Source organism: Mesorhizobium sp. P3_A8 (assembly GCF_056402995.1).
The window spans coordinates 317,922-331,750 of the sequence record NZ_JBFUGI010000005.1 but is presented as its reverse complement, the minus strand read 5'-3'; the positions used below and the strand labels follow the sequence as shown (position 1 = coordinate 331,750).

The following is a 13,829-nucleotide window of genomic DNA, read 5'->3' as shown; positions in this document are numbered from 1 at the left end:
CCCGATGAGTATTTCCGTCCGACACGCTCGCCATCCCTCAATTGCAGCCGGCCGATCCTATTCGGGATCGCCTGCCGTGCAAGCGATATCGGCCTGCCCTAGGCGATGCCGGCATCAATCGCGATGTGACGCGATTGATGCCGGAAGAAGGTTGCCGGCCTTACTGAAGCTTGGCCTGCAGCGCGTTGACGTCGTCGGTGGTCATTTCACCGTCCGTGGTCACCTTGCCGTCGACGATCTTCCACAGCCGGAACGGGCCGGTGATGTCGCCATACTTGTCGAAGGCGACCGGGCCGATGACGCCTTCGTAGCGGATCGGCTTGCCGTCCTTGATCAGGCCGAGCGCCTTGGCGAACTCGTCCTTGCCGGCGAAGATCGGCGTGCCGGCCGGATCGACGGCCTTGTACATGGCATCCTTGATCTTGGCCGGATCCTCGGAGCCGGCAATGGCGATGGCGAGGCCAACGATGGCACCAGCATCATAGGAACGGTCGGCTGCCGGATTGGACGGCTCGATGCCGGAGAATTCCTTGTAGTTCTTCATGAAGTAGTCGGTGGAAGCCGTCGGGCTGGTGCCCGATGAGGTGCCATAGGCTTCCTTCAGATAGTCGGCGCCGACCGACTCGATGAAGTCCGGGCTGTTCATGCCGTCATTGAGCAGGAATTTCTGCACGCCGCCTTGCGAAATCCAGGTGCGGGCGACGGTTGCGCCGTCGACCGGCGTGCTGACCAGGTACAGCCCGTCCGGCTCGCCTCCCATCGCCGCGGTGACTTCCGAGGCATAGCTCGACTGCTTTTCATTGTAGGGCGTGTCGTAGACGATGGTGCCGCCGAGCGCTTTGTAGGCGCGCGAGAATTCGGCCACCATGTTGACGCCGAAGTCGTTGTTGACGTGGATGATCGACAGCTTCTTGAAGCCCTTGTCGATGGCGTATTTGGCGGCGGCGACGCCCTGCAGCGCATCGGAGGTGATGGTGCGGAAGAAGATGCCGTTGGTCTTGCCGTCGCGGCCGAGCGCGGTCAGCGTCGGCGAGGACGAAGCCGGCGAGACCTGGACGATCTTGGCCGGGGCGGTGACCGACGTCAGGATCGGGATCGACACCGAGGAGATGATGCCGCCGATGATAACCGGCACTTTCTTGACCTGAACCAGCTGGGTTGCGGCATCGACAGCGATGTTGCCCTGGCTCTGGCTGTCGCGTGTGTCGGTGGCGAGATCACAGCCGCGCACGCCGCCGGCTGCGTTGATATCGCGGAAGGCCATTTCGACCGACTTGGCGCCGGCCTGGCCATATTCGCCGGCGGGGCCGGTCAGTTCCATGACGAGGCCGACGGTGATCTTGCAATCGGCGGCCTGCGCCGCACCGGCCATCGTCACGAGGGCAAGTGCCGTGGTGAGTTGGAGTATCGTCTTTGTCATTGTTGTTCCCCTTTCGTTACTCGACTCTAATTTGATCTCTGGAGCCTGTTCAGCGTTCCGGCACCTGCAGCCAGGTTTCATGCAGATGTCGCCATTCGACGCCGTTGGGCGCCGATGAACTGGTGGTGAAGACGGCGCTCGACTGGCGGCGGCTGCGCTTGCCGCCGCGCAACTGCGCCTCGACGTAGAAGACAACGATCGTATCGGCGCTTTGCCAGCCCGGCCGGATGTCCTCGATCGAGATGGCGAAGCCGTCGTCGCACGAAGCCCGGCTCGAGCGGACATGGTCGACGACAGCAGCGCGATCGAGCACCTTGCCGTCCGGCGCGACCATGGTGACGCCATCACCCATGGCGCGTTCGAAGCGGCTGAAATCCACCGTGTCGGCGCGCGCGGCGACGAACCAGTCGACGAAGAAGCGATGCAGGTCGATGACCTCGACGCTGGCACGCGAGAACAGGGAGGGCTCGCCGCTCATTTCTTCCCCGCATTGAGGTTGTAATGCATGATCGAGCCATGGCGGCCATGGCGGTCGCGCTCCAGCGTGTAGACATCGCCCTCAAGGCCGGCGCCTTGCGCGATGACGGCAGCAATGCGGGTGCGGTCGTCGGCATCGAGTACGACATCCATGATTTTCGCATTGGCAAGCGCATGCGCCTGGTTGCGGGCACCGACGATGACGGCCGCTACTTGGCGCTGTTCCAGAACCCAGGCACTAGCGATGGTGGCGATGTCGACGCCGTGGCGGTCGCCGACGGCCTGCAGCGCCTGAAGCAGTTGCTGGAACAGGTCCCAGCCGCCAAAATCATCGATGATCAGCTTGTATTTGACCAGTGAGCGGTTTTCGAGCGGCGTGGCGGGTTCGGCCACGCCAAGCCATTTGTCGCTGAGGAAGCCGCCGGCGACGGAGCCATAGCAGAGGAAGCTGACGCCGTTTTTCTCAGCAAGTGCGGCGAGCCTGTTGCCCGGCCGCTGATCGAGCACGGAATATTGCAGCTGCTGGCTGACCAGCGGAATACCGGCGGCGAGGATTTCGGCAAGCCGCGGCGTGTCGAAATTGGTGGTACCGAGATTGCGCACCTTGCCTTCCAGCCGAAGCTCGTTGAGCCAGCCCATCGCCTCGACATAACGAGGCTGATCATAGTCCCACCAATGGAACTGCACGAGATCGAGCCGCTCGGTCTTCAGCCTACGCAGCGACTGGTCGACGATGCCCCTTATGTAGTCGCGGCTGATGCCGGCCAGCCGTTCGAGGTCGGGCACCAGCTTGGTGTGCACCTTCATCCTGGCGGCGACATCGAGGCCGCGCTCGCTGGCCAGCCTGAGGCGCGCGGCGCCAATCAGCTCCTCGACGCCGGTATAGATGTCGGCGCAATCATAGGTCCAGATGCCAGCATCGAAGGCTGCGATCAGGTCGCTCACCGCCTGTTGGCGCTCGACGGCGCCGTGCCCCCCGGCCAGCTGCCAGCCGCCGCGAATGACGCGCGAGATGCTGTAGCCGGGACCGAGTTCGAAGGTCTTGGCGGTCATGTCAGGTCGTTCTCCTTCGGCAGCGGTACGGCCGTGGTTTCGGCATGGCTGAACCGCCGCTTGGCCAGCCTGACGATCCGCAACCGGCTGGCGCAATTGGGATCGGGACAAGCGATCTCGGCGTCCGAGGTCATCCAGTCATTGCGGTCGGTCGGGCGCTGCTTTGCCGCGAGAAACGGCAATACGGAGGCAAGCGAATAGATCGAAAAACTCTGCCCTGCCGGCATCGACAGCATCTCGCCCTTGAGTTCGAAATAGTCGCCGGGCTTAGCGCCGCAATAGATCGGCTTGCCCTCGGGGATGACCGCCTCGACGCGAAGATCGAAGAGCTCGAAACTGTCGTCCGCCATGTCAGGCCTCCACCAGGCTGAAGGTGATGTCGCAGGCGCCGTTGCGGCGGATGATGCCGCAGGCAGCGGCGAAATGGTCGCGCTGATCGGCGCGCACCTGCGCCACCACGCTGCCGGCCAGCCAGCCGATCGGGAACAGAAGCCGTGCCCCTTGCCCGTAGTACAGGCCGATGTCGAAGATGGCATTGGGATTGCCGCCCCACATGCGCGGCGGCACGTAGGACAGCACGATGTCTCCCGGCTGCGGCGTCAGCGTTGCGTTCTCCGCCGGTAGAGGCCGGGCATAGGACTGGCCATCGAGATCGGCTGACGGAACCGGGCAGGAAATCTCAGGTCCCGTCCACATCGCATGGATACCGGGAACGACACGTGGCGTAGCGAGATACGCCTGGAGAAAGGCGGCATTTTCCGGCGCCTTTTCGGGCAGCAACAGCGCTGTCACGGAAAGCTTCGAGCGCGGCTCGGTGATGCTGATGGCTGGCTTCGTCATGTCTGGTCTTTCCCTGCGGATTGCAGCTTGTCGCGCAGGAAAGCAAAGGGCCGGCTGATATCGGCCACCAGTGCTTCGCGCGCCGCCTGCGCATCCTGTTTGACGAGAGCCGCGACGATGCTGCGGTGGTAGTGCGCGGTGTCGACCTCGCCGGCTTCGGAAAAGGCGTAGATGGCAACGCGGATGCAAGGTCCCGATTGCAGCCACAGGCTTTCGATCATCGGGATCAGCACGGCCGAGCCGCAGCAGCGGTAGATCTCGAAATGGAAGCTCTGGTTGAGCGTCGCTTCGCGGTCGATATCCTTCTTGTGCTTCAGGGCCCGCATCTCGTCCCACTCGCCGAGCATGGCTTCTATGGAAGCGATCTGGCGCGGGCTCATGCGCGTGGCGGCAAGTGCAATCGCTTCGCCTTCGATGAGCGAGCGGGCGCGCAGAAGGTCGTCGATCCTCTCTAGCGTGATCGGCGGCACGCGCACCGATCGGTTGGGCAGTGCCTCCAGCGCTTTTTCCGTAATCAGCCGCCCGAGCGCTTCGCGCACTGGCATGGTCGAGGTGACCAGCGCATCGGCCAGGCCACGGATGGTCAGCACCTGGTTCGGCTCGAACAGGCCGCCGATCAAGGCCCGGCGCAACTCGGAATAGACGCGATCCTGCACTGTCTCGCGACCGACCGGCGTAAGCTGGGCTGCGATCGTCTCGTTGTTTCGCTCGATGGCAGCCTTTTGCATGGCATTCCCGGTCTTGGCCCGTTTTCGGCTTGCGGATGAAATTAAAGCCGAATAGCGTGATCAAAGCAAGTGTGATCACAAATCAAAAATCAGGAGGCGACGACGATCGTCTTCGGCCAGAGGGTTTGATGAGCGAGGCAGCGGAGCGCCAAGGGCAGGAGACCCGGGCACCGGTTCTGACGGCAAGCCATGTCGTCAGGCGGTTCGGCGGCCTTGTCGCGGTCAATGACGTCTCGTTTGATGTCAAAGCGGGCGAGATCCTCGGCCTGATCGGACCGAACGGTGCCGGCAAGACGACGATGTTCGATCTGCTTGCCGGCAGCATATTGCCGACCAGCGGCGATATTCTCCTCAACGGCACGCGGGTCTCTGGCGAAGCCGCTCACCTGCGTATCGGCCGTGGGCTTGGCCGCACCTTCCAGATTCCGCGCCCGCTGCCCAATCTGACGCTGATCGAAAACATCATGCTGGCGGCACAGGGCCAGGCCGGCGAGAAATTGCTCGCCAATTTCGTCACGCCGTGGCGGGTGGCGGCACAGGAAAAAGCGGCCAGGGCAAAGGCACTCGACCTGTTGGAGCTCGTCACCCTCACCCATCTCGCGCATGAACCGGCGCGCGTGCTGTCCGGCGGCCAGCGCAAGCTGCTGGAACTTGCCCGCGTCATGATGGCCGACCCGGCGATCATCCTGCTCGACGAGCCGGCTGCCGGCGTCAACGCAACGCTTTTGGAAGTCATCATCGACCGCATCCGCGACATCAATGCGCGCGGCATCACCTTCCTGTTGATCGAGCACAACATCGACATGGTGACGCGGCTTTGCCATCGCGTGCTTGTCATGGCGAGCGGGCAGTTGCTGAGCGAAGGCACGGCGGAAGAGGTCGCCCGCGACCCGCGCGTCATCGAGGCCTATCTCGGAGGTGCCGCATGAGCGAGATCGTCCTCGACGTGCGCGACCTCGAAGCCGGCTACGAGCCCGGCGTGCCGATCGTGCGAGGCGCCTCGATTACCGTCAGCAAGGGTGAGATCGTCGTCGTGCTCGGCCCCAACGGCGCCGGCAAATCGAGCTTCATCAAGGCGATCGCCGGCCTGGTCCCGATCACCGGCGGCACGGTGTTTCTGGACGGCAAGGACATCACCGCCGCACCCGCCCACACCATGGTACGGCTTGGCCTGGCCTTCGTGCCGCAGACCGAAAACATCTTTCCGTTGATGTCGGTCGAGGACAATCTCAAGGTCGCCTGTGGCATTCTCGAACGGCGCGACATCCCCGGCCGCATCGAAGAAATGTACGCGGCCTTTCCCGACCTCGTGCGCCAGCGCCGCACCGCCGCCGGCAATCTGTCGGGCGGACAGCGGCAGATGCTCGCCGTCGCCCGCGCCCTGATCGTCCATCCCAAGGTGCTGGTGCTCGACGAACCGTCGGCCGGCCTGTCGCCGAAATTCGTCTCGATGGTGTTCGAGATGCTGGCCGGCATCCGCAAATCCGGCGTCACCATCCTCTTGGTCGAACAGAATGCCAAGGCGGCACTGGCCATCGGCGACCGTGCCTATGTGCTGGTCGAGGGCAAGGACCGGCACGAAGGCATCGCCTCGGAGCTGTGGAACGACCCGGTCGTTGCCGAACTCTATCTCGGCCAGCGCCCTTCTCACGCCAGCAAGGAAGGCGCGGCATGAGCCTGCAATTTGTCGTCGATGGGTTGCTGACCGGCTCGATGATCGGCCTCGGCGCCATTGGTGTGACGCTGACCTATTCAATCCTGCGCTTCTCCAATTTCGCCCATGGCGACTTCATGGCCTGGGGCACCTATGCAACGCTGGCCGTGGTCAGCGCCATCGGTGCGACATTCGGCAAGGTGGCGCCCATCGCACCCTTGTCCTTCGGCTGGCCGCTCCTGGTTGCGTTGGTCGTCGGCATGGCGTTCACCGCTCTGCTGGCGCTGCTGCTCGACAGAGTGCTGTTTTCGCGGCTGCGCTCGCAGGGCCAGGCGATCATCGTGGTGATGGCGAGCTTTGGTGCCTCGATGGCGCTGCGCAGCCTGCTCGAATTCACCTTCAGCTCGCGGCCGACCTATTTCAGCCGGGCGATCCAGATCGCCATGCCGGTCGGCTTCGGCATCCGCATCACCCCCGACCAGATCGCGCTGCTGCTGCTGACCGCCGTGCTGGTGCTCGGCGTGCACCTGTTGATGACGCGCACGCAGACCGGCCGTTCGATGCAGGCGCTCAGCCAGAATGCGGCGTTGGCCCGTATCGTCGGCATCGACGTCGCCAGCGTGGTGCGCGTCACCTGGATCATCGGCGGGGCGCTGGCCTGCGTCGCCGGCGTGATGATCGGCATTCTGGTGCAGATCCGCCCGTTCATGGGCTTCGACATGCTGCTGCCGATGTTCGCCGCCGCCATTCTCGGCGGCATCGGCAGCATCCCGGGCGCGGTGCTCGGCGGCCTGATCATCGGGCTCGCCGAAGCCGGCGCGGTGCAGCTGATCGGTGCCGAATGGCGCGCCGCCGTCTCCTTCATCATTCTGATGGCTGTGTTGTTCGTGCGGCCGGTCGGCCTGTTTGGTGTGAGGGAACGCTGATGGACCTGCTCGGCTACGGCGCCTTTTTCCTGACCACCGCGCTGATCTTTTCGCTGGTCACTCTGGGGCTCAATCTGCAGTGGGGCCTGACCGGCCTGTTCAATGTCGGCCTCGCCGGCTTCGTCGCCATCGGCGCCTATACATCCGCGCTGCTGACGACACCGGACGATGCTGCACGGCTGGGTGGCTTCGGCCTGCCAATTCTTGTCGGCTGGCTCGGCGCTATGATCGTCGGCGGTATCGCGGCGGCGCTGACCGGCATGGCGACGCTGCGGCTGCGATCCGACTATCTGGCGATCACCACCTTCGGCGTCGCCGTGGTCGTGCAACTGGTCGCGCTCAACGCGCAGAAGCTGACCGGCGGGCCGTTCGGCATCGGCTTCATCCCGCGCCCCTTCGGCAGTCTTGCCGAGACGCCGCTGCTGTTCAACCTGTCGAACCTTGCCGTGGTCGCGGCGGTGACCTTGATTGCCTATCTCGCCTTGGAGCATTTGTCGCGCAGCCCGTGGGGGCGCGTGCTGAAGGCCTTGCGAGAGGATGAGCGAGCGGCGATTTCGCTCGGCAAGAGCGCACGCTTCTACCGCGTCCAGGCTTTTGCCGTCGGTGGCGCCATCATGGCGCTGGCCGGCGCGCTGCAGGCGCATTTCACCGGCTTCATCGCGCCGGACAATTATCTGCCGATCCTGACCTTCCAGGTGTGGGTGATGCTGATCGTCGGCGGCTCGGGCAGCAATCTCGGCGCCGTCATCGGCAGCATTCTGGTCTGGGGGATATGGGCCGGGTCAGGCACGCTGACCAGCGTGCTGTTTGCGCCCGAGCAACAGGCACGCGCGGCCTCGCTGCAGATCGTCGCCATCGGCGTCATGCTCTGCGTCATCCTGTTGATCCGGCCGAACGGATTGTTCGGCGACAGACTGCGGCGGCCACGTCTGGGCAAGCAGGCGAAGGTGACTACGGCCAAGAGCAGTTCCGGATCATGAACGCCGTGGTTCGGCGGGAAGCGCATGGCGCTTCACTTTGGCATGCCGTCAGCCGCAACCGCCGCGACCGGCCGGCGCTGCACGGCGAGGTCAATGTCGACCTCGCCATTGTCGGCGGCGGTTTTTCCGGCCTGTCGACCGCGCTGCACGCGGCGGGGAAAGGGCTGTCCGTCGCCGTCCTCGAAGCCGAAATCATTGCCTGGGGCGCGACCGGCAGGAATGCCGGTTTCGTCGTGCCCAACTTTGCCAAGATGGACCCGGACAACATCCTTGCGCATCTCGGCCCCGAGCGCGGCGAGAGGCTGATCGATTTCGCCGCCGGCAGCGCCGATCTGGTCTTCGGCCTTATCAAACGGCACGGCATCGACTGCGACGCCGTGCAGAACGGATGGATCCAGCCGGCGCACTCGCCCGCCGCCTTCGAGAAGGTCAAATCGCGGGCCGGGCAATGGGCACGGCGCGGCCGGCCGGCTGTCACGCTGGATCGGCAGGGCGTCGAAGCGCTGACGGGCATTCGCGGCTATATCGGTGGCTGGATGGACCGTTCGGGCGGCGTGCTCAATCCGGTCGGCTACGCGAACGGACTGGCCGATGCGGCGGAGAAGGCTGGCGCTGAGATTTTCGAGCACACACCTGTCACCTCGGTCGATCGGGTGGCCGATGGCTGGGCACTGAAAACGCCATCGGGCTCGGTGCGTGCCGGCAAGGTGCTGATCGCCACCAACGCCTATGGCGGATCGCTCAATCCGCCGCTGCAGCGAAGCTATATTCCGCTGAAGGTTTTTCAGATCGCGACCGAGCCGCTGCCGCGTGACATCCGCACGCGGCTGCTTCCCGGCGGACAAGGCGCCGGCGACACCAGGCGCAATCTGTTCACCTTCCGCTTCGATGCCGACAACCGGCTGATCAGCGGCGGCATGCATATTCTGAGTGCCGGCGCCGACACACGCGTGCCGCAAACAATCTGGCGGCGCCTCGCCAGGCATCTCGATTTGCCTGACCTGCCGCCGCTTGCCTATGGCTGGTCAGGAATGGCCGCGGTCGAACCGGATTTCCTGCCGCACCTCCTGGACCTCGGACCGGGACTGATCGCCGGCCGCGCCTGCAACGGGCGCGGCATTGCCATGACGACGGCGATGGGCAAGGTGCTGGCCGACTGGGCCACGGGAATCGAGGCGCGCGATTTGCCGCTGCCGTTCGCGCCGCCGGCGCCGATCCCGTTCCACGCGCTGCTGCGGCACGCGCCGAACATGCTGCTCGGCTGGAGCATGCTGCGCGACCGGCTGGACGAGGCGAGATAGGCGATCGCGTCTGGCGTGCGAACAATCAGTCAGTGGTGCGAAGATTTTCGGAGAGAACCGCGGCGGCCACGGCGATGTCTTGCTCAAGAGAGACCCGGACAGCAGGACCATTGCGCTGCTCCAGCGCGGCAACAATCCGGCGATGTGCGTCGTTCGACTGTGGGATGTAACGATCGGCCTGCATCAAAAGCTTGAGATAGGGTCCGACCCGGCCCCAGAGATCGCGGATCATGTTCAACAGGATCGGCGCGCCGGCATGCTGGTAGATGGCAAAGTGAAACGCCTCGTTCAGCGAGAGATAGGCCCTGGCGTCGCCGGCCTCGATGGCGCGCTGCATGCCGGCCAGCGTCGCCTGGATGTCGACCAGCCCGTTTTCGCTCATGCGCGACGCGGCCATCTCGCCCGCCAACCCTTCGACGGCGATGCGGATATGAGTCAGTTCCTCGAAGGCCGGGGCGGACAGCAAGGGCACGATGATCGAACGATTGTTCTGCATCTCGAGCAGCCGCTCGGCTACCAGCCTTTGCAGCGCTTCGCGGATCGGCGTCGTCGAGATGCCGAACGTCTCGGCGAGCTTGCGGATGACAAGCGTCTGGCCCGGGCTGAAGCCGCCTGAAATCAGTTCCTGCTTGAGCGCGCCATAGGCGCGGTCGTTGAGGGTTTGATGTTCGAGCTTCAGCATGCGCGCCCCGCTCCGATCACCAGTTCGATAAAGCGCGATCGAGCGTCTCGGCCAGTTGCTCGGCATTGTCCCTGGCAAAGGGCAGAGGCGGCCTGATCTTCAGCACATTGCCACGCGGACCGCAGGACGAGATCAGCACACCATCCTCGCGCATGGCTTCGACAACCGCGGATGTCTTGCTGGCGGCCAGCGCCTCGTCGCCATCGGCCGTCAACTCGACGCCGAAATAGAGGCCGTTGTGCCTGACATCACCGACCATGCCGTGCCGGTTCTGCAGCGCGCGCAACAGGTCAGCTGTATAGGCGCCGACATTGCGTGCGTTCTCGATCAGCCCCTCGCCTTCGATCACCTCGAGCACAGCGATGCCGACAGCGGCCGCGACCGGGTTGCCGCCGAATGTGTTGAAATAGCCGGTGTTCGAGCCGAAGGATGAAACAAGCTGCGGCCGCACCAGCACCGCGCCCATCGGATGCCCGTCGCCGATCGGCTTGCCCATGGTGACGATATCCGGCTCGAGGCCATAATTGGCAAAGCCCCACATGCCCTGGCCAAGCCGGCCGAAGCCGGACTGGACCTCATCGGCGATGACGATACCGCCGGCCTTTCTGACGTGATCGGCCGCCTCGCGCATGACCGCCGCATCGGGGAAGAAAATGCCGTCGCTGGAAAAGGCCGAGTCGAGCAGCAGCGCCGCCGGACGGATGTTTTGCGCACGCATGTCGTCGATGGCGGCGGCGACATTTCCGGCGAAATCGCGCGCGGCGCGGCCATGGTCGCGGAACGTGTCGGGTGCTGCCACGGTGCGATGATGCGTGGGCACGCCCTTGGCGCCAACAGCCGCCGGCGACAGTTGCGCGGTGGCGATCGTGGCGCCGTGATAGGCGAAGTCGGTGATGATCACGCCGGTGCCGCCGCTCGAATGCTGGGCGATGCGGATGGCGAGGTCGTTGGCCTCGCTGCCGGTGCAGGTGAACATGGCGTGGCCGAGATGGGCCGGAACGGTGCCAAGCAGTTTTTCCGCATAGTCGAGGATGATCTCGCTCAAGTAGCGTGTGTGCGTGTTGAGCGTGGCTGCCTGCCGTGACAACGCCTCGACGACGCGCGGATGGCAGTGCCCGACCGAGGCGACATTGTTGTAGGCGTCGAGGAATTTGCGGCCCTGCGCATCGTAGAGCCAGACGCCGCTGCCGCGCACCAGATGGATCGGGTTGCGGTAGAAGGCACGGTAGGTCGGCCCAAGCAGCCTGGCGCGGCGTTCGAGCAGGGCTTGCTCGGAAGGCGCCGAGTCGGCATTTGCGGGATATGACGAAGACTGGGACACGAGCATCTACTCCGGATTGGAATGGTCGAGAAAATAGCGGCGGGCATCCGCGGACGACAGCTCGTCCAGCCGTTCGAGCGAGGCCCAGACCTCGGTGATGAGGCGCAGCACGTAGTCGCGCTTGGCCGGGAAGCGTTCCGCTTGCCAGCTGGCGATGTTGGCGATGAGCGCAAGGCGGGCACGGATCAAGTCGAAAAGAATGCCGATCTCTTCGGCCTCCAACGGCTGCACCGATTGATAGCCGGCGACGAAGCGCGCGGCTGAAGCCAGCGGATGACCTTCAGCCGGCCAGCGGTAGACGGCACCGATGGCGAGATCGCAGATCAATGGCGAATGGATCATGTCGCCGAAATCGAGGATGCCGGTCACCACCTCCGGCCGCGAAGCGTCCATCACCACATTGTAGGAGTTCATGTCGTTGTGGACGATCTGCGCGCGCAGGCTCGGGATGACCGGCGCCGCATGCTCCTCGAAAGCGTCCATCACACGCTCGACCATTGCACGGTGACCGGCATCGGCGATATGTGCAAGCATCGGCCGCGTCTTGGCGACCTTGCGGATATCCCAGAGCAGGTCGCTGCCGGCGGCCGGATGGAAGAAGCCGCGCAGCGCCCGGCCAAGCCGGGCGAGGAAGATGCCGAGATTGCGATCCTGTGTGGCTGACGTGGGCGAGCGCGACAGCAAGTGGCCAGGCAGATAGGTCACCAGCCGGATGATGCGCGGCGCCGATCCACCGACGCTGACCGTGAATTGCGCTTCGCCCTCGAGGCTTTTGCGCACCGAAGGGACCGGCAGGGTCGGGTCGACCGCAAGGATATGGTCCAGCGCCTTGTTCTGGAAATCGGTGAAGCCGGCTTCTTCCGCCGGGTGCGAGACCTTTAGGACGAACTCGCCCTCGCCTTCGGTCTGGATATGGAAATTGTGGTCGCGTTCGCCCGGCAACGGGCGCGCGCTGCCGGTGAGCCCATAGTGCCGGTGCAAGATATCCAACGCGTCGGCGATCGAAACGTCAGGCGCGTCCTCGGCGAGCGTTTCGCCGAAACCGTCAGGCACGGCTGCGCTCATGAACTCGCCTTCGGATCAAGCGGCTCAAGACCGCACCAGTCGGCGATGAACAGCGCGATGGTCTGGGTAACCTTGCGCACAGAATCCAGATCGACGGCCTCGTCATAGCCATGCGGCATGCGGCAGATCGGGCCATAGACGATCGCCGGCGTGTCGGCATAGAGGCCGAAGAAGCGCGCATCCGTCGTCGCCGAGGTGACGTGCTCCGTCAGCGGCTCGCCCCACACGGCTGTATGGCTGCGCCGCAGCACGGCTTCCATCTCGTCGGCACCCTCCAGCACATAGCCCTCGGCCATGAAGCCATTATAGGTCATTGTGGGCGGGCGATTGGCGAGGAACGGATCGGAACGGGCTGCGTCGGCGATGCAGGCTTCGAGTTCGGCTCTCGCATCCTCCAGCTTCTGGCCGGGATAGGTGGCGACACGCATCTCGAAAACGCAGCGCGCCGGAACGCTCGATGTCCATTCGCCGCCTTCGATCTTGCCGAGGTTGAAGCGGATCGGATGCGGATGATCGTGAAAATGCGGATCATCCACCTTTCGCGCGTTCCATACGATTTCGAGCTGCTTCAGCGCCTGGATGATGACGAAGGCCTTTTCGATGGCATTGGCGCCGGCCGAGAAAGCCCCCGACGCATGCTGAGGGTCCCCATCGACCTCGACCTTGAACCAGATCGGACCGACCTGCGCCCGCATCAGCCTTGGCTCCAGCGGCTCGGGGATGAAAGCCGCATCGGCGCGGTAGCCGCGTTGCAGGCAAGCGAGCGCGCCATTGCCGGTGCATTCCTCCTCGACCACCGACTGCAGATAGACGTTCGCGGCCGGCTGATAGCCGAGGCCGCGCAAGGCGGCCAGCGCGTAGAGACAGGCCGACAGACCGGCCTTCATGTCGCCGGCGCCACGGCCATGCATCCAGCCATCCTCGATCGCCGGATCGTAGGGATCGCGCACCCAGCGATCGACAGGTCCCGTCGGCACCACGTCGATATGGCCGTTGAGGATCAGCGAGCGGCCGGTGGCGTTTCGCGGCGTGTGGGTGGCAACGACGTTGAAGGCATCATCATAGGAAACCGCAACCGGCGAAAAACCCGGAAGGTCGCGGATGGCGTCGACATCAACGCGCCACATGTCGACCGCGTAGCCGTCGGCCTGATAGGCAGCCGCCATGAAGGATTGCGCGGCGTGCTCCTCGCCACGCTGGGAAGGAAAGCGCACGAGATCCGCCAGGAATGCGACTTGCCGCGCGAAGCCGTCATCGACCGCGCTTAAAATGGCTTCGTCGGCAATTCGCTCAGGCATGATATTCCGCTTTCCCTTGAATGGTGTATCATATCTCATATGCCATTTCCTGGAAAGGCAAAGAGACAGGTCAGGCCAAAACGA

At 64.3% G+C, this 13,829-nt stretch carries 15 protein-coding genes; 5 read left to right on the top strand and 10 right to left on the bottom strand.

The window, feature by feature from the left end:
- Positions 1 to 160 precede the first annotated feature (160 nt).
- Genes AC1DX4_RS14625 through AC1DX4_RS14600 form a run of 6 tightly spaced genes read right to left on the bottom strand, consistent with a single transcriptional unit; the run spans position 161 to position 4,518 of the window.
- Positions 161 to 1,420 carry an ABC transporter substrate-binding protein gene (locus tag AC1DX4_RS14625; RefSeq protein WP_477220972.1) on the bottom strand — a complete coding sequence of 420 codons (1,260 nt, stop codon included), beginning with the start codon at positions 1,418 to 1,420 and terminating at the stop codon, positions 161 to 163.
- 49 nt (positions 1,421 to 1,469) lie between these two features.
- Positions 1,470 to 1,898 carry a DUF4440 domain-containing protein gene (locus AC1DX4_RS14620; protein ID WP_477220971.1) on the bottom strand — a complete coding sequence of 143 codons (429 nt, stop codon included), beginning with the start codon at positions 1,896 to 1,898 and terminating at the stop codon, positions 1,470 to 1,472.
- The gene (locus AC1DX4_RS14615) at positions 1,895 to 2,950 is read right to left on the bottom strand and encodes an aldo/keto reductase (protein WP_477220970.1); all 1,056 of its coding nucleotides are present in this window, start codon (positions 2,948 to 2,950) and stop codon (positions 1,895 to 1,897) included. Before AC1DX4_RS14615 ends, AC1DX4_RS14620 begins: the two co-directional genes overlap by 4 nt.
- Positions 2,947 to 3,300, bottom strand: coding sequence for a TIGR04076 family protein (locus AC1DX4_RS14610; protein ID WP_477220969.1), 354 nt, complete (start codon positions 3,298 to 3,300; stop codon positions 2,947 to 2,949). The genes AC1DX4_RS14615 and AC1DX4_RS14610 overlap by 4 nt, the downstream gene beginning before the upstream one ends.
- 1 nt (position 3,301) lies before the next feature.
- Positions 3,302 to 3,790, bottom strand: a complete 489-nt coding sequence (locus tag AC1DX4_RS14605; RefSeq protein ID WP_477220968.1) for a DUF3830 family protein — start codon at positions 3,788 to 3,790, stop codon at positions 3,302 to 3,304.
- Entirely contained in the window at positions 3,787 to 4,518 is a 732-nt protein-coding gene (locus AC1DX4_RS14600; protein ID WP_477220967.1) for a GntR family transcriptional regulator, read from the bottom strand. The genes AC1DX4_RS14605 and AC1DX4_RS14600 overlap by 4 nt, the downstream gene beginning before the upstream one ends.
- A 128-nt stretch (positions 4,519 to 4,646) precedes the next feature.
- On the opposite strand from AC1DX4_RS14600, the gene AC1DX4_RS14595 reads away from it, so the two are divergent.
- From AC1DX4_RS14595 to AC1DX4_RS14575, 5 genes are read left to right on the top strand one after another with little or no spacing between them, the layout of a single operon-like run.
- A complete protein-coding gene (locus AC1DX4_RS14595) occupies positions 4,647 to 5,447 on the top strand; it encodes an ABC transporter ATP-binding protein (RefSeq protein WP_477220966.1) in 801 nt (266 codons plus the stop codon).
- Positions 5,444 to 6,193 (top strand): branched-chain amino acid ABC transporter ATP-binding protein, encoded by a 750-nt coding sequence (locus AC1DX4_RS14590; protein ID WP_477220965.1) that lies wholly within the window; start codon positions 5,444 to 5,446, stop codon positions 6,191 to 6,193. Before AC1DX4_RS14595 ends, AC1DX4_RS14590 begins: the two co-directional genes overlap by 4 nt.
- The gene (locus AC1DX4_RS14585) at positions 6,190 to 7,098 is read left to right on the top strand and encodes a branched-chain amino acid ABC transporter permease (RefSeq protein WP_477220964.1); all 909 of its coding nucleotides are present in this window, start codon (positions 6,190 to 6,192) and stop codon (positions 7,096 to 7,098) included. The genes AC1DX4_RS14590 and AC1DX4_RS14585 overlap by 4 nt, the downstream gene beginning before the upstream one ends.
- Positions 7,095 to 8,078: a branched-chain amino acid ABC transporter permease gene (locus tag AC1DX4_RS14580; RefSeq protein WP_477221096.1), complete on the top strand. Its 984-nt coding sequence runs from the start codon at positions 7,095 to 7,097 to the stop codon at positions 8,076 to 8,078. Before AC1DX4_RS14585 ends, AC1DX4_RS14580 begins: the two co-directional genes overlap by 4 nt.
- A complete protein-coding gene (locus AC1DX4_RS14575; protein ID WP_477220963.1) occupies positions 8,075 to 9,379 on the top strand; it encodes an NAD(P)/FAD-dependent oxidoreductase in 1,305 nt (434 codons plus the stop codon). The genes AC1DX4_RS14580 and AC1DX4_RS14575 overlap by 4 nt, the downstream gene beginning before the upstream one ends.
- Positions 9,380 to 9,404: 25 nt before the next feature.
- Here the strand turns inward: AC1DX4_RS14575 and AC1DX4_RS14570 are convergent, their stop codons facing one another.
- Genes AC1DX4_RS14570 through AC1DX4_RS14555 form a run of 4 tightly spaced genes read right to left on the bottom strand, consistent with a single transcriptional unit; the run spans position 9,405 to position 13,745 of the window.
- Positions 9,405 to 10,061, bottom strand: coding sequence for a GntR family transcriptional regulator (locus tag AC1DX4_RS14570; protein ID WP_477220962.1), 657 nt, complete (start codon positions 10,059 to 10,061; stop codon positions 9,405 to 9,407).
- Between the two features lie 16 nt (positions 10,062 to 10,077).
- Positions 10,078 to 11,388, bottom strand: coding sequence for an aspartate aminotransferase family protein (locus AC1DX4_RS14565; RefSeq protein WP_477220961.1), 1,311 nt, complete (start codon positions 11,386 to 11,388; stop codon positions 10,078 to 10,080).
- Entirely contained in the window at positions 11,389 to 12,447 is a 1,059-nt protein-coding gene (locus tag AC1DX4_RS14560) for a phosphotransferase (RefSeq protein WP_477220960.1), read from the bottom strand. It lies immediately after the preceding gene.
- On the bottom strand, positions 12,444 to 13,745 hold the full coding sequence (locus AC1DX4_RS14555; protein ID WP_477220959.1) for an ArgE/DapE family deacylase: 1,302 nt from the start codon (positions 13,743 to 13,745) through the stop codon (positions 12,444 to 12,446). The genes AC1DX4_RS14560 and AC1DX4_RS14555 overlap by 4 nt, the downstream gene beginning before the upstream one ends.
- Between the last annotated feature and the right edge of the window lie 84 nt (positions 13,746 to 13,829).